A 14374-nucleotide genomic window follows, 5' to 3' on the forward strand; every position below is an offset into this window, starting at 1 on the left:
GGTATGGGGGCGGTCGCAACCGCGTTCGACGCGGTCCTGACGGACGGTGTCCCCGGCGGCTAGAGTGCGCCGACACTCGCTCATTCGGAGGTACGGATGCGTCGCACCACCTTAAGGACCGTCCCGGTTCTGGCCGTTGCCGTGGCACTGATCTCGTCGATCGGCGCGGCGGCACCGCCCGGCCGCGCCCCGCTGCCGCCCGCGAAGACACCGGTCGCGGTCGGATACGGCGGAGCGGTCGCGAGTGTCGACGCGGACGCCTCCGCCGTCGGGATCGAGGTGCTCCGCAAGGGCGGGAACGCCGCCGACGCGGCCGTGGCGACCGCCGCGGCCCTCGGCGTCACCGAGCCGTACTCCGCGGGCATCGGCGGCGGCGGCTTCTTCGTCCACTACAACGCCCGCACGGGCGCCGTCCGCACCATCGACGGCCGGGAGACCGCCCCGCGCTCGGCCGGGCCGGGGCTCTTCGTGGAGAACGGCAGACCGATTCCGTTCGAGGAGGGACAGACCAGCGGTCTCGGTGTGGGTGTCCCCGGCACCCCGGCGACCTGGGCGGCGGCGCTCGACGCCTGGGGGAGTAAACCCCTCGCCAAGCTGCTGAGGCCGGCGGAACGGCTGGCCCGCGGCGGCTTCACGGTGGACGCCACCTTCCGCGCGCAGACCGAGGCCAACCGCGCCCGGTTCGCCGACTTCCCCGACACGGCCGAACTCTTCCTGCCCGGCGGGGAGCTGCCTGCCGTCGGCTCCGTCTTCAAGAACCCCGATCTGGCCCGCACCTATCGGGAACTCGGCCGCGAGGGCACCCGCGCCCTCTACCGGGGCGACATCGCGCGCGACATCGTCCGCACCGTCCGCAACCCGCCGGTGCGCGAGGGCGCCACCCGCACCGTCCGCCCCGGCGATCTCACCACCCGGGACCTGCGGGCGTACGAGACGATCCGGCGCGCCCCCACCAAGATTTCCTACCGGGGCCTGGACGTCTACGGAATGGCTCCCTCCTCGTCGGGCGGCACCAGCGTGGGCCAGGCGCTCAACATGCTGGAGCGCACCGATCTGTCCAAGGCGACCCAGGCCCGTTATCTGCACCGCTTCATCGAGGCCAGCCGGATCGCCTTCGCCGACCGGGGCCGTTGGGTCGGCGACCCCGCCTTCGAGGACGTGCCGGTGCGCGAACTCCTCTCCCAGCGGTACGCCGACTCGCGCGCCTGCCTGATCCGGGACGACGCGGTGCTCACCAGCCCGCTCACGCCGGGCGACCCGCGCAGGCCGGCGGCGTGCGGTGCGGGCGGCACGGCCGCGCCGACCACCCATGAGGGCGAGCACACCACCCATCTGACCGTCGCCGACAAGTGGGGCAATGTCGTCGCGTACACCCTGACCATCGAATCCACCGGCGGCAGCGGGATCACCGTGCCCGGCCGCGGCTTCCTGCTCAACAACGAGCTCACCGACTTCTCCTTCGCCCCGGCGAATCCGGCGGTCCACGACCCCAATCTGCCTGGGCCCGGCAAGCGGCCCCGCTCGTCCATCTCACCGACGATCGTGCTCGACGACGGACGGCCCCGGCTCGCCCTCGGCTCACCGGGCGGCGCGACCATCATCACCACGGTCCTCCAGACCCTGACGGGCCGTCTGGACCGGGGCCTGCCGCTGGTGGAGGCGATCGCCGCGCCGCGCGCCAGTCAGCGCAACCAGGCGACGACCGAGCTGGAGCCGGCCCTCTGGAACAGCCCGCTCCGGGCCGAACTGGAGCGGATCGGGCACGGCTTCCGCCTCAACCCCGAGATCGGCGCGGCCACCGGTGTGGAGCGGCTGCCCGACGGGCGCTGGGTCGCGGCGGCCGAGAAGGTGCGCAGGGGCGGCGGCTCGGCCATGGTCGTCCACCCGAGCGGCACCCCGTAGAACCCGGCACGGGGCACGGTCATCCGTCCGGCCCTGTGCCCGCGCGGCCCGTCCGGAGGCAACTGCCGGGCGGGCCGCGCGCGTTGCGCGCGAGGCGGCGATTGACGAGTGCATGAAGAGGTATCAGTTGTGGCTATTAGTGGGTAAGTACGCTTTTCCTCATGGAAAGGTGACTTGTCCCATGGTCCGCACCCGTACCCTCGTCATCGCCGCCGTCTCCGGAGCCGCTCTGCTCAGCGCCGCGGCCCTGCCCGCCAAGGCGAACACCGTTCCGCGTGTCGTGGTGCCCCCGCCACCGCCCCCGCCGCTCTCCCGCCCGCAGATCCCCTCGGCCGTGCTCGGTGCCGCGGATCCCTCCCCGCCCGCCGGGCGGGCGGAGACGGCCGCGCCCCCCGATCCGCGGAAGGCTGCCGGTGTCCGGAAGAAACCCGCCGATACGGCAGAGGAGCCGGCCGCACCGGTCTCGGCCGCCGAGCTGCTGGCCGAGGTGACGGAGTGCCGGCAGATCTCCCGGGGGAGATACCGCAGGGACATGCACCGGAAGGCCGACGTCCCCGTCTGCGGGAAGAACGGCGCGGTCTTCTGGAAGGCCGATCTGGACATCGACTGCGACGGCCGGCCGGGCATCCGGTGCAATGCCGCCACCGATCCGTACTTCGGCTCCAGCACGGCGTACACCCAGTCCGACGGGAGACCGCTCAAGGCGGAGAAGCTGCCCTTCATCGTGGTGCCGAGCCCCAGCCGGATCTGGCGGTACCCCGAATCGGGCATCAGGGGCGGGGGAGTGGTCGCCGTCGTCCACGGCGGCCGGGTCCGGTACGGAGTGGTCGGCGACACCGGCCCCGCCGGGGTGATCGGTGAGGCGTCGTACGCCATGGCCGAGTCCCTGGGCATCGACCCCGACCCCAGAACCGGGGGCGCGGCATCCGGTGTCACCTACATCCTCTTCCGCGACTCCCGGGTCAGACCGATCGAGAGCCATGCGACGGCGGTCGCCCTCGGCGAGCGGCTGGCCCGGAAATTCCTCCGGGAGAACTGAGCGCGGGGCCTTCCCGGAACGCCGGGCCCTCCCGGGGCGAGGGGGCCTCCCCCATGCCAGGGGGCGCTCCCGGGGCGAGGGGCGCTCCCGGAGTGCGGGTCCTTCCCGGAGCGCGGGGCGCGGGAGGGCCCCGCACTCCCGCCCGCCGGACTCTCAGAGCGCCGTGAGGACGCGCGGGCCGTCCCGGGTGATCGCCACCGTGTGCTCCGCGTGCGCGGCGCGGCTGCCGTCCAGGGTGCGGATGGTCCAGCCGTCCCGCGCCGTCCAGTGGCCGTCGCCGCCGCCCCCGATCACCATCGGCTCGATGGCCAGCACCATGCCGTGCCGCAGCGGAACCCCGCGCCCCGGCCGGCCCTCATTGGGCACCCCCGGGTCCTCGTGCATCTCGCGGCCGATGCCGTGGCCGCCGAATCCGTCGGGGATCCCGGTGCCCGCCTCGCGGCAGACCCGCCCGATCGCATGGGCTATGTCGCCGATGCGATTGCCCACCACCGCCGCGGCGATCCCGGCGGCCAGGGCCTGCTCCGCCGTGTCGATCAGCCGGGTGTTCTCCGGGCGGGCCCGGCCCACGGTGAAGCTGACCGCGGCGTCGCCCGCCCAGCCGTCCAGCACCGCCCCGCAGTCCAGGCTCACCAGATCGCCGTCGCGCAGCCGGCCGGCGTCGGGGATGCCGTGCACGATCGCGTCATTGACCGAGGTGCAGAGCACCGCCGGGAAGGGAACCGGCGCCCAGCTGGGCCGGTAGCCGAGAAAGGGGGACCGCGCCCCGGCCCCGTCGAGCACCGCGCGGGCGGCGCGGTCCAGGTCCAGCAGGCTCACCCCGGGGGAAGCGGCCTCCCGGGCGGCGGTGAGTGCCTGTGCCACGACCCGGCCCGCTTCACGCATCGCCTCGATCGCCGTATCGGTCTTGATCTCCATCATGCCAATTACTATACCGGTCGCACCGTTATTCTCATACCGGTCGATGCGGCATTAGAATAACGGCATGGTCCGAACCCCTCTCACCCCCGAAGAGCGCGAGCGCGGCGAACGTCTGGGCCGGCTGCTCCGCACCGCACGCGGCGAACGCAGCATGGTGGAGATCGCCGGAGTCGCCGGGATCTCCGCCGAGACCCTGCGCAAGATCGAGACCGGCCGCGCCCCGACCCCCGCCTTCTTCACCGTGGCCGCCCTCGCCGGGGCCCTCGGGCTCTCCATGGACGAGCTCGCCACCCTCTGCGTACCGGCGCCCGCCTGAGCTCCCCGCCCCGCGCGGGGCGTGCCGACGGCGGCGGTGAGGCGTACTCTCGCGGCGTGACAGCCGAGGATTTCGCCACCGCCCAGTACATCAGCCTGACCACCTTCCGGAAGAACGGAACAGGGGTCGCCACACCCGTCTGGTTCGCCGAGGACGGCGGACGGCTCCATGTGTGGACCCGCTCCGACTCGTGGAAGGTCCGGCGGCTGCGCAACGACAGCCGGGTCGAGGTCGCCGTCTGCGACATGCGCGGCAACATCGCGCCGGACGCGCTCCGCGCCGAGGGCACCGCGGAGCTTCTCGACGACACCGGCCGGGTCCGCAAACTGCTGGTCCGCAAGTACTCCTGGCGGTTCTGGCTCATCGACGTGCCCGCGACCGTGGTGCGGCGCGGAAAGCGGCCGCATACGGCGATTGCCGTAACTCTCTCGGAAAAGACCCGGTAACACCGCACATGGTTGGGGCCCAACACCGCTAAGGTGCGATGCCACCGGATCCACGGATTTTCCGGACAGGAGCGGCGGCGATGGCGGTGCATCAATCACCGGTGGAAACAGGCGTATTCGCGCGGTATATGGTCGAATTGACCGCGCTGTTGGACCGGAAACGGGGTTGGTACGCCGTTTTCTGGCAGCGGGACCCGGACGGGATGCAGGAATGCCTGGACGGGGTCGAGGTACCGCCCTGGGACGTGGTCGCGGCCCTGCTCCAGGACCTCGCGGCGGTGCACGGACCGCAGTTCGCGGCGCATGAGGAGCTCCGCGCGCGGCGGCTCCACGCGTCGTCGGCCGCCGCCTACGACCGGCGCCCGGGCGGGCGCGGTGTGCTGGCGGACCGGGTGGAGCTGATGCGCCAGGAGCTCATCCGCTCGACCGTCCGCGCCGAGGAGCTGATACGCGAGCGAGACGCCTGCGAGGCCGGTTCGGCCGAGGCCGAGCGGCTGGCGGGCGAGCTGGAGTGGATACGCGACGACCAGGCGCGGGCGACCGCGAGACTGGCGGAGCTCCGCACCCGGCTCGCGGCCCTCCCCGCGTCACCGGCCCCGGAGACCGCGGACGCGGCCGCCGCGGAGGCGCCCGCTCCGGCCGGCGGCGGGGGTCCCGAGAAGACCACCCATGAACACGCCCCGGAGCAGGGCCGCGAACCGGACCGCGAACGGACCGCCGAGCGCGGCCCCGCACCCGCCTGGTTCCGTCCCGGAGACGGAGGACCCGGCCCCGGGGAATCCGGCGGAAGCCGGCAGACGCGCCCCGCGCCCGGCCGCAGCGGGGCCGAGACCCCCGCACAGCGCCCGGCGGGACCCGCGCAGCGCACCCGTAAATGGGCCGCGGCCGGCCGGCCGGACACCCCAGCCCCGGTGGACCGGGATCCCTCCCCCTGGCCCGGCGGTGAGGGGAATCCCTCGCGCGGACGCCGCCCCGGGGGAGCGCGCTTCGCCGGTGAGGCCCCGGCCGGCCGGGAGGACGCCCACCCCTTCGGGGAGAGCCGTGCGGAGAATCCCGTACCCCCCTCGTCCGATGCCCCGGACGCGCCCAGGGGTGCCCGCTACGGAGCCTCCGAACCGCTCCCCGGCGGAGCGGACGGCGCCGGTGGGAGCGGTACCGGCGCCGGTGACGCGGGGTCCGCGGCCCGCCGGATCGCCGGGGATCTCGCCCGGCTGAGATCCGCCCAGCGCGGCGGCGAGGCGTACGCGGTGCTCTGCGAGGCCGCCGCCCTGCCCGCCGAGTGGCTGCCGGCGCTCGCCGGGGAACTGGAGCGCGCCGGGCTCGACGCCGACTGGGCCACCCTGCTCTGGGAGGCGTCCACCCAGCCGGTGATCCGGGTCGCCGCGATCGCCGGCGCCCTCGCCGCCGAGGGCCGCGACCGGGACAGCGCGCAACTGCTGCGGCAGTGTGTGGCCCGCCCCGCGCGGGAGATCGCCGAGGCGGTGCTCGCCCTGGAGGACCAGGGGCAGCGCACGGAGGCACAGGCGGTGCTCGCCGCCTGCGTACAGCTCCACTCGGCGTCCGACGCCGCCCGGATCGCCGCCCTGGATCCGCGCCGGCTGGTGACCCCCCTGCTGGAGGCCGCCCGGTCCCAGTCGGCCGACCACGAGCAGCACCTGGTGCACGCGCTGAGGGTGGCGGGGCATCTGCGCGGCTGACCCGTATCGACCGCCCGGGTGAATCAAGATCGACTCCGCTGGTTCACGGCGATGGTCTTGCACCGCTCTGTGACGGGGCTTACGTTCTCCCTCTACGCACCGCGTCTACGTGCGTAGAGGCTCGCTGACGCCCTGCCGAAGGAGCTGTTCATGGCCCATGTCGTACGTGCCGCCCTCGTCCAGGCGACCTGGACCGGCGACACCGAATCCATGATCTCCAAGCATGAGGAACACGCCCGCGAGGCGGCCCGCCGAGGCGCCCGGGTGATCGGATTCCAAGAGGTCTTCAACGCGCCCTACTTCTGCCAGGTCCAGGAGCCCGAGCACTACCGCTGGGCCGAGCCGGTGCCGGACGGTCCCACCGTCGTCCGGATGCGGGAACTCGCCCGGGAGACCGGCCTCGTCATCGTCGTCCCCGTCTTCGAGACCGAGGGCCCGGGCCTCTACTACAACACCGCCGCCGTGATCGACGCCGACGGCTCCTATCTCGGCAAGTACCGCAAGCACCACATTCCGCAGGTGAAGGGCTTCTGGGAGAAGTACTACTTCAGGCCGGGGAACGCCGGCTGGCCGGTCTTCGAGACCGCCGCCGGCCGGATCGGCGTCTACATCTGCTACGACCGCCACTTCCCGGAGGGCTGGCGCCAACTCGGCCTGGGCGGAGCCCAGCTCGTCTACAACCCCTCCGCCACCTCACGCGGTCTCTCCGCCCATCTCTGGCAGCTCGAACAGCCCGCCGCGGCCGTCGCCAACGAGTACTTCGTCGCCGCCATCAACCGGGTCGGCCGGGAGGAGTACGGCGACAACGACTTCTACGGCACCAGCTACTTCGTCGACCCGCGCGGCCAGTTCGTGGGCGAGGTCGCCGACGACAAGTCCGAGGAACTCCTGGTGCGCGACCTCGACTTCGGCCTCATCGACGAGGTGCGCCGGCAGTGGGCCTTCTACCGGGACCGCAGGCCGGACGCGTACGAGGGGCTGGTGCGGCCGTGAGCAGCCTTCACGACCGGCACCGGGCCGTCATCCCCGACTGGGTGTCCCTCTACTACCGCCGGCCCATCGAGATCACCCACGGCGAGGGCCGCCATGTGTGGGACGCCGACGGCAACCGCTATCTCGACTTCTTCGGCGGCATCCTCACCACCATGACCGCCCACGCGCTGCCCGAGGTCACCAAGGCGGTCGCCGAACAGGCCGGGCGGATCATCCACACCTCCACCCTCTATCTCAACCGGCCGATGATCGAGCTGGCGGAGCGGATCGCCGCGCTCTCCGGCATCCCCGACGCCCGGGTCTTCTTCACCACATCGGGCACCGAGGCCAATGACACCGCGCTGCTGCTCGCCACCGCGCACCGGCGCTCCAACCAGGTGCTGGCGATGCGCAACAGCTACCACGGCCGGTCCTTCTCGGCCGTCTCGATCACCGGCAACAGAGCCTGGTCACCCACGAGCCTGTCACCGCTCCAGACGCTGTACGTGCACGGCGCGGTCCGCACCCGGGGCCCGTACGCCCAGCTCTCCGACGAGCGGTTCATCCGGGCCTGCGTCGCCGACCTGGAGGATCTGCTCGGCCACACCCGCGATGTCGCCGCGCTGATCGCCGAACCCGTCCAGGGCGTCGGCGGCTTCACCGCCCCGCCGGACGGTCTGTACGCGGCCTTCCGGGAAGTGCTCGCCCGGCACGGCATCCTCTGGATCTCCGACGAGGTGCAGACCGGCTGGGGCCGCACCGGCGACCACTTCTGGGGCTGGCAGGCCCACGCGGAGAACGGCCCGCCGGACATCCTCACCTTCGCCAAGGGCATCGGCAACGGCATGTCCATCGGCGGGGTGGTCGCCCCGGCCGAGATCATGAACGGTCTGGACGCCAACTCCATCTCGACCTTCGGCGGCTCGCCGATCACCATGGCCGCCGGTCTCGCCAACCTCACCCATCTGCTGGAACACGACCTCCAGGGCAATGCCCGGCGGGTCGGCGGACTGCTGATCGAACGGCTGCGGGCCATCGGCGCGGGTGTTCCGCTCGTCCGCGAGGTGCGCGGCCGGGGGCTGATGATCGGCATCGAACTGGCCGACCCGGAGACCGGGGAGGCCCGCCCGGAGCAGGCCGCTGCGGTCCTGGAGGCCGCCCGCGAGGGCGGAGTGCTCATCGGCAAGGGCGGCGGGCACAACACCAGTGTGCTGCGGATCGCCCCGCCGCTCACCCTGACCGTCGCCGAGGCGGAGGAGGGCGCGGCCGTCCTCGAACGGGCCCTGCGCGAGCTGTAGCCCGTCACGCGCGGGGCCGCTCGCCCGGCCCGGCGCTCCTCACCCCCCGCCCGCCCGCGCACGGCGGTGCCACCGGCGACCGCGCGGGCCACGACAGAAGGGAGCGTCACCGGCAATGAGCGGTACCCGCACACTGATCCGCGGCGGTCTGGTCATCACCGCGGCGGACGAGATCCATGCCGATGTGCTGGCCGAGGACGGCCGGATCGCCGCACTCGCCGCCCATGGATCCGACGTCGCCGCGTCCTGGACCGCCGACCGGATCATCGACGCCACCGGGAAGTACGTCATCCCGGGAGGCGTCGACGCCCACACCCACATGGAGATGCCCTTCGGCGGCACCTTCGCCTCCGACACCTTCGAGACCGGTACCCGCGCCGCCGCCTGGGGCGGCACCACCACCATCGTCGACTTCGCCGTCCAGACCGTGGGGCGCTCGCTGCGGGAGGGTCTGGACGCCTGGTACGCCAAGGCCGACGGCAACTGCGCCGTCGACTACGGCTTCCACATGATCCTCTCCGATGTGCACCAGTCGTCGCTGAAGGAGATGGACCGGCTGGTGGAGGAGGGCATCACCTCCTTCAAGCTCTTCATGGCCTACCCCGGTGTCTTCTACAGCGACGACGGGCAGATCCTGCGCGCCATGCAGCGCGGCGCGGGGAACGGCGGGCTGATCATGATGCACGCCGAGAACGGGATCGCCATCGATGTCCTGGTGGAACAGGCCCTCGCCGCAGGACACACCGATCCGCGCCACCACGGCGAGGTCCGCAAGGTGCTGCTGGAGGCGGAGGCCACCCACCGCGCCATCCAGCTCGCCCGGGTCGCGGGAGCCCCGCTCTATGTCGTCCATGTCTCCGCCGAGGAGTCGGTCGCCGAACTGGCAGCGGCCCGCGACAAGGGGCTGCCCGTCTTCGGCGAGACCTGTCCGCAGTATCTGTTCCTCTCCACCGACAATCTCGCCGAGCCGGATTTCGAGGGCGCGAAGTATGTGTGCAGCACCCCGCTGAGGCCCCGCGAACACCAGGCCGCGCTCTGGCGCGGACTGCGGACCAATGACCTCCAGGTCGTCTCCACCGACCACTGCCCCTTCTGTTTCAAGGGCCAGAAGGAGCTGGGCCGGGGCGACTTCTCCGCGATCCCCAACGGCCTGCCGGGAGTGGAGAACCGGATGGACCTCCTCCATCAGGCCGTTCTGGACGGGCACATCAGCCGGCGCCGCTGGATCGAGATCGCCTGCGCCAGCCCGGCCCGGATGTTCGGCCTCTATCCGAGGAAGGGCACCATCGCCCCCGGCGCCGACGCCGATGTGGTGATCTACGACCCGCGGGCCGAACAGACCATCTCGGCCGCGACCCACCACATGAATGTCGACTACTCCGTCTATGAGGGCCGGCGGATCACCGGACAGGTCGAGACCGTGCTCTCGCGCGGCGAGATCGTCATCGACCAGCGGGAATTCACCGGCCGCGCCGGGCACGGCCGCTACACCCCGCGTTCCATCTGCCAGTACATCGACTGAACAGCACAGGGAGAAGCCAGGCCCATGGACTTCGGACTCGTCCTCCAGACCGACCCGCCCGCCTCCACCGTCGTCGAACTGATGCGGCGTGCCGAGGGCCAGGGCTTCCGCTACGGCTGGACCTTCGACTCGGCGGTTCTCTGGCAGGAGCCGTTCGTCGTCCACAGCCGCATCCTGGACCACACCGAACGGCTGATCGTCGGGCCGATGGTGACCAATCCGGGGACCCGGACCTGGGAGGTGACCGCCTCCACCTTCGCCACCCTCAACGACATGTACGGCAACCGCACGGTCTGCGGCATCGGCCGCGGCGACTCGGCGATGCGGGTCGCCGGGCGCAAGCCCAACACCCTGGCCCGGCTGGGCGAGGCGATGGGAGTCATCCGGGACCTGGCGGAGGGCCGGGAGGCCGTGGTCGGCGGGCAGCCGCTGCGACTGCCCTGGGTACGGGACGGGAAACTGCCGGTCTGGATGGCCGCCTACGGCCCCCGCGCACTCGCGCTCGCGGGCCGCGCGGCCGACGGGCTCATCCTCCAGCTCGCCGACCCGTATCTGGTCAAGTCCATGATCGAGGCGGTGCGCACGGCCGCCTCCGACGCCGGGCGCGACCCGGACGCCGTCACCATCTGTGTCGCGGCCCCCGCCTATGTGAGCGGCGATCTCGTCCACGCCCGGGACCAGTGCCGCTGGTTCGGCGGCATGGTCGGCAACCATGTCGCCGACCTCGTCGCGCGCTACGGGGAGCACTCCGCACTGGTGCCCGAGGCGCTCACCTCGTACATCACGTCCCGTGAGGGGTACGACTACAGCCACCACGGCCGTGCCGGGAACCCCTCCGCCGACTTCGTGCCGGACGAGATCGTCGACCGCTTCTGTGTACTGGGTCCGGTGGAGGCCCATGTGGAGAAGCTGACGGCACTGCGCGAGCTGGGTGTCGATCAGTTCGCCGTCTACAACATGCACGACGCCAGGGAGGACCTCATCGACGCGTACGGCGCCGCGGTCATCCCCGCGCTGAACAGCTGAACAGCTGAACAGCCGGCCCGGCGGGCGGCCCGCCCGCCGGGTCCCGGCGCCGGAACGGGCGGGGAGCCGGCGGAACCACCCGTGTCACGGCACCCGCGCGGTCCACTCCGGTGCGCCGAACTTGACCGCAGCCAGCTCCCGCGCCCGCGCCAGCTCCCGGTCCGAGATCTTCCCGTCCGTCAGTCCGTACCGGCCGCGGAAGGAGTCGATCATGCGCTCGATCACGGCCTCCCGCGCCAGCCCGGTCTGCCGCCGCAGCGGATCCACCCGCTTCTTCGCGCTCCTGGTGCCCTTGTCGGAGAGCTTCTCCCGCCCGATCCGCAGCACTTCGAGCATTTTGTCGGCGTCGATGTCGTACGCCATCGTCACATGGTGGAGCACGGCACCCCCGCCGCTGCCCACCACCCGCTTCTGCGCGGCACCGGCGATCTTCCCGGCCTCCGTGGCGATGTCGTTGAGGGGCTGATACCAGGCTTTGACCCCCATCTCGCCGAGCGCGCCGAGGACCCAGTCGTCCAGATAGGCGTAACTGTCCGCGAACGACAGCCCCGAGACCAGCGCGTCGGGCACGGAGAGCGAGTACGTGATGGTGTTGCCCGGCTCGATGAACATCGCCCCGCCGCCGCTGATCCGGCGGACCACGCCGATGCCGTGCCGCTCGGCCGCGGCCGGGTCCACCTCATTGCGCAGCGACTGGAAGCTGCCGATCACCACCGCCGGGGCGCCCCACTCCCACACCCGCAGGGTCGGCGGGCGGTGCCCGGCGGCGACCTCCGCCGTGATGACCTCGTCGAGCGCCATGTGGAGCGCGGGCGACTGGGGGCCCTCGTGCACGAGCTGCCAGTCGTAGTCCGTCCAGTCGGTGGCATGGGCCAGCGCACGGCGCACGGCGACTCCGACACCCTCCGACGTCAGGCCGAACATCTCGGTGCCCGGCGGCAGCGCGGCGTCGATCCGGGCCGCCAGCCCCGAGGCGTCCGTGTCGGCCGGGGCGCCCTCCAGCGCGCCGTCGATCGCGGCGATCGCCTCGTCCGGCTCCAGGAAGAAGTCCCCGGCGACCCGCACATCGCGCAGCACCCCGTCCCGAACATCGAGATCGACGACCACGAGCTTGCCGCCCGGGACCTTGTACTCGCCATGCATCCCTGAGTCCTCCGGTTCGACCTGCCGCCCGCACACCTGCGGTGAACAGGCAAATCGTACTCCGGGGCCCCGGGCCGCCCGCCGTGGCCGACTTCTCGCCGTTTCCCGGCGGGCGGGAATCGGTCATGGCCGTTCGCTGTTCGCACGACTGTCATCCCGCGGGCGTCCGGCGGGCCACAATTCGGTGCCGGAGAGTTGCACGGGCGTGCTTAGCTGGTCATATGATCGATGACTTTCTGGCCGGGGACCTGTCCACTGTGGAGGAGGCGATCCGCAAGGCGGCCGCCGCCGAGATCATGCCGCGCCACCGGCAGCTCGCCGAACACGAGATCGTGGTGAAGAGCGGACCGCACGACCTGGTGACGACGGCCGACCGGCTCGCCGAGGAACACCTCACCGCCTCACTGACCGCCCTGCTGCCCGGTTCGGTGGTGGTGGGCGAGGAAGCGGTGCACGCGGATCCGTCCGTGTACGAGGCGCTGCGCGGCGCGGACCCCGTCTGGATCGTCGATCCGGTCGACGGCACCCGGCAGTTCGTCCGCGGCGAGGTCGGATTCTGCACCCTGGTCGCGCTCGCCCACCGCGGCGAGGTGCTGGCCTCCTGGACCTACGCCCCCGTGCTCGACGAGATGGCCACCGCGGTACGGGGCGGGGGCGCCCGGCTCGACGGTGTGGTGCTGCGGGCGGGCTCGCCCGCTCCCGGCGCCGATCTGCGGATCGCGACCTCCCACCCCGACTACACGACCCCCGAGCAGAAGCGGGCGCTGCTCGGCCTCGATGTGCCCGGAGTCCGGCCGCGCCCCTGCGGCTCGGCGGGGCTGGAGTATCTCTCCGTCGCCCGGGGCGAACTGGACGCCGTGGCCTTCTCCTGGGAGAACGCCTGGGACCACGCGGCGGGCCTGCTCCTGGTGGAGGAGGCGGGCGGTGCGCAGCTCACCGTGGCGGGCGAGAGGTTCCGGACGGCCGGCGGGAACGCCCTGCCCTTCACCGCGGCGAGGTCGGCGGCCACGGCGGAGAGGGTGCGCGCGCTGCTCACCGCGGGCTGACCGGCGGCGTGCGGAGGGGTGCTTCAAAGCCCCCTCCGCGCACCGGGTCACTCCCACGGACTCCGCACATTTCCGCGCACCGGGTCACTCCCACAGGCTCCGCACCTCCCGGACCACCTCCAGCGCCGACCGCACCGCCTCCGCGTCCGCTCCCCGGAGGGCCGCGGCCACCCTCGCCGCGAACCCCTCCGGGGTGTCCGGCATCGCGGCGACCGCCGCCAGCGCGCCCTTCTCGTTCACACACCACCGCCGGTGATGGGCGTACAGGGACTGGGCCAGTACGCCGAACGCCCGGGACAGACAGAGCGACACATGCAGCGGATCGCCCGCCGGACCCGCCGCCCGGCCGCGCCCGGCGCCCGCCGGCCCGGCTCCCGCCGACTTGGCCGCCGCGCCGACCGAGAACTCCGCCTCCCACGAGGCAGCGATCAGCGCCTCGCGCAGGGCCTCGGGATAGCTGCCCGCCGCCTTCCGCAGCGCCGTCAGCCCGCCCTCCGGATCGGCGAGCACCCGGCAGTGCGCCACTTCGCCGGGGTACGCCGGCGACCAGAAGCCGAGCGGATGCCCGGCCTGGATCCCCACCTCGTACCGGCCCGCCAGGCACTCCTCCCAGACGGACTCCACCCGGTCCAGATCCCGCAGGATCCAGTCCACCCGCACACCGTCCACCAGCAGCCACGCCCCGCCGTTCACCCAGGGGCCCCAGCCGCCCGGCGCGGCGACCTCCACCCGTGCCCCGGTGACCTCGGCGGCGAGTCTCTCCAGCGCCCCGATGTCCGGCCGGCCCCGGTAGTAGACCCCCAGATCCCAGTCCGAATCGGGCCGGTGGGTGCCGCGGGCCCGGCTGCCGCCCAGCGCCACCGCGCGCACTCCGCCGACCGCCGCCAGCCGCTCCGCCATGGCCGCCACCGCCGCCTCGGCCATGGCCGTACGGGAAGGGGCGGGGGAATTCGTGTTCATGTCGCTCATCGCGCCGGAGAGTACCCGGCGCCGCGCTGTCGGTGCGCGGGAATATCCTGGGTGCTCCGGCCGTCGGCTGACAAAGG

General features: G+C 72.6%; 13 protein-coding genes. 10 read left to right on the forward strand and 3 right to left on the reverse strand.

Annotated elements, in window-relative coordinates:
• The first annotated feature begins 96 nt into the window (after nt 1-96).
• Together ggt and AAFN69_RS11740 are read left to right on the forward strand one after the other, a co-directional pair.
• Nucleotides 97-1902 carry a gamma-glutamyltransferase gene (ggt, locus tag AAFN69_RS11735; RefSeq protein ID WP_347728332.1) on the forward strand — a complete coding sequence of 602 codons (1806 nt, stop codon included), beginning with the start codon at nt 97-99 and terminating at the stop codon, nt 1900-1902.
• 181 nt (nt 1903-2083) lie between these two features.
• Nucleotides 2084-2941 carry a glycoside hydrolase family 75 protein gene (locus tag AAFN69_RS11740; protein ID WP_347728333.1) on the forward strand — a complete coding sequence of 286 codons (858 nt, stop codon included), beginning with the start codon at nt 2084-2086 and terminating at the stop codon, nt 2939-2941.
• A 153-nt stretch (nt 2942-3094) separates the two neighbouring features.
• Here AAFN69_RS11740 and map read toward each other — a convergent pair whose 3' ends face one another.
• Nucleotides 3095-3862, reverse strand: coding sequence for a type I methionyl aminopeptidase (gene map, locus AAFN69_RS11745; protein ID WP_347728334.1), 768 nt, complete (start codon nt 3860-3862; stop codon nt 3095-3097).
• Between the two features lie 64 nt (nt 3863-3926).
• Between map and AAFN69_RS11750 the strand changes: the two genes are divergently transcribed.
• The 7 genes from AAFN69_RS11750 (at nt 3927) to AAFN69_RS11780 (ending at nt 11139) form a co-directional block, all read left to right on the forward strand.
• Nucleotides 3927-4178, forward strand: a complete 252-nt coding sequence (locus AAFN69_RS11750; protein ID WP_347728335.1) for a helix-turn-helix transcriptional regulator — start codon at nt 3927-3929, stop codon at nt 4176-4178.
• A gap of 56 nt (nt 4179-4234) precedes the next feature.
• Entirely contained in the window at nt 4235-4624 is a 390-nt protein-coding gene (locus AAFN69_RS11755) for a PPOX class F420-dependent oxidoreductase (protein ID WP_347728336.1), read from the forward strand.
• Between the two features lie 128 nt (nt 4625-4752).
• On the forward strand, nt 4753-6321 hold the full coding sequence (locus AAFN69_RS11760; RefSeq protein ID WP_347728337.1) for a hypothetical protein: 1569 nt from the start codon (nt 4753-4755) through the stop codon (nt 6319-6321).
• Between the two features lie 150 nt (nt 6322-6471).
• On the forward strand, nt 6472-7314 hold the full coding sequence (locus AAFN69_RS11765) for a nitrilase-related carbon-nitrogen hydrolase (protein ID WP_347728338.1): 843 nt from the start codon (nt 6472-6474) through the stop codon (nt 7312-7314).
• Nucleotides 7311-8591, forward strand: a complete 1281-nt coding sequence (locus AAFN69_RS11770) for an aspartate aminotransferase family protein (RefSeq protein WP_347728339.1) — start codon at nt 7311-7313, stop codon at nt 8589-8591. Before AAFN69_RS11765 ends, AAFN69_RS11770 begins: the two co-directional genes overlap by 4 nt.
• 115 nt (nt 8592-8706) lie before the next feature.
• Nucleotides 8707-10113: a dihydropyrimidinase gene (hydA, locus tag AAFN69_RS11775; protein ID WP_347728340.1), complete on the forward strand. Its 1407-nt coding sequence runs from the start codon at nt 8707-8709 to the stop codon at nt 10111-10113.
• 24 nt (nt 10114-10137) lie between these two features.
• Complete coding sequence (locus AAFN69_RS11780; protein WP_347728341.1) at nt 10138-11139, forward strand: TIGR03842 family LLM class F420-dependent oxidoreductase; 1002 nt, start codon at nt 10138-10140, stop codon at nt 11137-11139.
• Between the two features lie 84 nt (nt 11140-11223).
• Here the strand turns inward: AAFN69_RS11780 and AAFN69_RS11785 are convergent, their stop codons facing one another.
• Nucleotides 11224-12282: a lipoate--protein ligase family protein gene (locus tag AAFN69_RS11785; RefSeq protein WP_347728342.1), complete on the reverse strand. Its 1059-nt coding sequence runs from the start codon at nt 12280-12282 to the stop codon at nt 11224-11226.
• A gap of 221 nt (nt 12283-12503) precedes the next feature.
• Between AAFN69_RS11785 and AAFN69_RS11790 the strand changes: the two genes are divergently transcribed.
• Nucleotides 12504-13328 carry an inositol monophosphatase family protein gene (locus AAFN69_RS11790; protein ID WP_347728343.1) on the forward strand — a complete coding sequence of 275 codons (825 nt, stop codon included), beginning with the start codon at nt 12504-12506 and terminating at the stop codon, nt 13326-13328.
• 84 nt (nt 13329-13412) lie between these two features.
• Here the strand turns inward: AAFN69_RS11790 and AAFN69_RS11795 are convergent, their stop codons facing one another.
• Complete coding sequence (locus tag AAFN69_RS11795) at nt 13413-14288, reverse strand: nucleotidyltransferase domain-containing protein (protein ID WP_347728531.1); 876 nt, start codon at nt 14286-14288, stop codon at nt 13413-13415.
• Between the last annotated feature and the right edge of the window lie 86 nt (nt 14289-14374).

The sequence above is a fragment of the Streptomyces sp. CAU 1734 genome (genome assembly GCF_039888735.1).
GTDB lineage: Bacteria > Actinomycetota > Actinomycetes > Streptomycetales > Streptomycetaceae > Streptomyces.